This window comes from Sphingobacteriales bacterium (assembly GCA_012517435.1).
Classification (GTDB): domain Bacteria; phylum Bacteroidota; class Bacteroidia; order CAILMK01; family JAAYUY01; genus JAAYUY01.
In genome coordinates this window covers 1-1,693 of the sequence record JAAYUY010000073.1, presented here as the reverse complement: position 1 = coordinate 1,693, position 1,693 = coordinate 1, and the positions used below count along the sequence as shown (strand labels likewise).

At 42.4% G+C, this 1,693-nt stretch carries 2 protein-coding genes; one reads left to right on the top strand and one right to left on the bottom strand.

Going from position 1 to position 1,693, the window contains the following annotated elements; genetic code table 11:
* Positions 1-266 precede the first annotated feature (266 nt).
* On the bottom strand, positions 267-749 hold the full coding sequence (locus tag GX437_04230; GenBank protein NLJ06863.1) for an AsnC family transcriptional regulator: 483 nt from the start codon (positions 747-749) through the stop codon (positions 267-269).
* Positions 750-881: 132 nt separating this feature from the next.
* Between GX437_04230 and GX437_04225 the strand changes: the two genes are divergently transcribed.
* A partial coding sequence (locus GX437_04225) for an O-acetylhomoserine aminocarboxypropyltransferase/cysteine synthase (protein ID NLJ06862.1) occupies positions 882-1,693 on the top strand: 812 nt, incomplete at its 3' end.

Sequence of the window (1,693 nt, the reverse complement as noted above, 5' to 3'; positions counted from 1 at the left end):
CACAGAGGAGCACGGAGAATTTATACTGTTGAGGCATAATTAAATACAAATTATAATCTGAGTGTCTTCGTGCCTTGGTGGTTAATATTTTTGCACCACGGAGACACGGAGGAACGGAGATTTTTTCAACCACAGAGTGCACAGAGGAGCATGGAGGTTTTTTACAACGGAGGTACTAAATTTTATAAACATTTTCTTCGTGCCTTGGTGTCTTGGTGGTCAAGGTATTCTCACCACAGAAAGCACGGAGGGACTTTAAGTGTTCATTAAACCGGTAAGGCTCTGATAAACCCTTCTTCCAGTGAAATAAATGTTTCGGTGCTGATGATCTCGGGAACGGATTGTATCTTTTCGACTATAATCTTTTTCAGATGCTCGTTGTTTTTTGCAAAAATTTTAACAAGCAGGGAATATTTTCCTGTAATATGATGACATTCAACTATTTCTGCTATTTCACTGATTTTTTGAAACACCTGGTCATGCGTGGTTGAAGTGGTCAGATTGACCTGAATGCCGATAAAAGCGCAGGTCATGTAACCCATGCTTTTCGGACTGATGGTAACCGTGCTGCCTGAGATAATGCCAGTCTGCCTGAGTTTCTGAAAACGCTGATGTACGGCAGCTCCTGATATTCTGCATTTCTTAGCAATTTGTGTAAAAGGCATTCTGGCATCTTTCATCAACAGATTCAGTATTTTAACATCGGTATTGTCAGGTTGAAAGCCAAAAGTCTGATTTTGATGATTCATACTTTAAATCTTTTAGTAAAAATGGATATACTTCAAAAAACATTAAACAAAAACCTATAATATGAAAAAAAAATTAAGCAAATATACAGAATATGCTTTCAGGATGATATTTTTGTCTGAAAATAAAACAATATGAAAAATCTGACAAAACCTGAATGGATAGCACTTGGCCAACAGATGATTGAAGAAAGGCAAAAGAAAATACAGGTGGCCAAAACACGAAAATTTGATACTATTGCCACCCATGGTTTGTACGACTATGAACAGGCCATCAATTACAACAATGCTTCTATCATGGAGCCTGTTTATCTGAGTCCGGCACAGGCCTATGCGAATACGGCTGAGATGGAAGCCGGCCTTGCCTATGAAATGCCCAACTGGTGTTATACCCGCATTGCAAACCCATCCAGTTATTTTCTGGAAGAAACCATTGCATTACTGGAAACCTATGGCAGCAAGCTTGAAGCCTCAGGCCTGGCCACTGCCAGCGGGATGGCTGCTGTCAGGACGGCTACTGAACCCTTTCTGGCAGGTAAAAACCGCTCCGAAATGAATTTTGTGGCCTCCGCCAAAGTATATGGGGGAACCTTCCAGCAATTCTGGGTACGCAGATGGCAGGATGAAGGCATTGAAGTACGCTGGGTCACCAACCCGTACGACATCAATGACTGGGCTTCCAAAATTGACAAAAATACCCGCTTTGTTTACGGAGAATTTCCATCCAATCCAGCGGTAGCCATTTTTGACATCAGTCTGGTAGCTGACCTGGCACATAGCCATGGTATTCCGCTTCTTGTTGATGCCACCTGTGCCTCACCTGCATTAACCCGCCCACTAACCCTTGGCGCTGATATTGTCATCCAATCAGCCTCGAAAGTAATTGCTGCCAGCGGCCATTCCATTATCGGACTGCTTGCTGCAAGAAAAAACATCGTCAGCAAAGT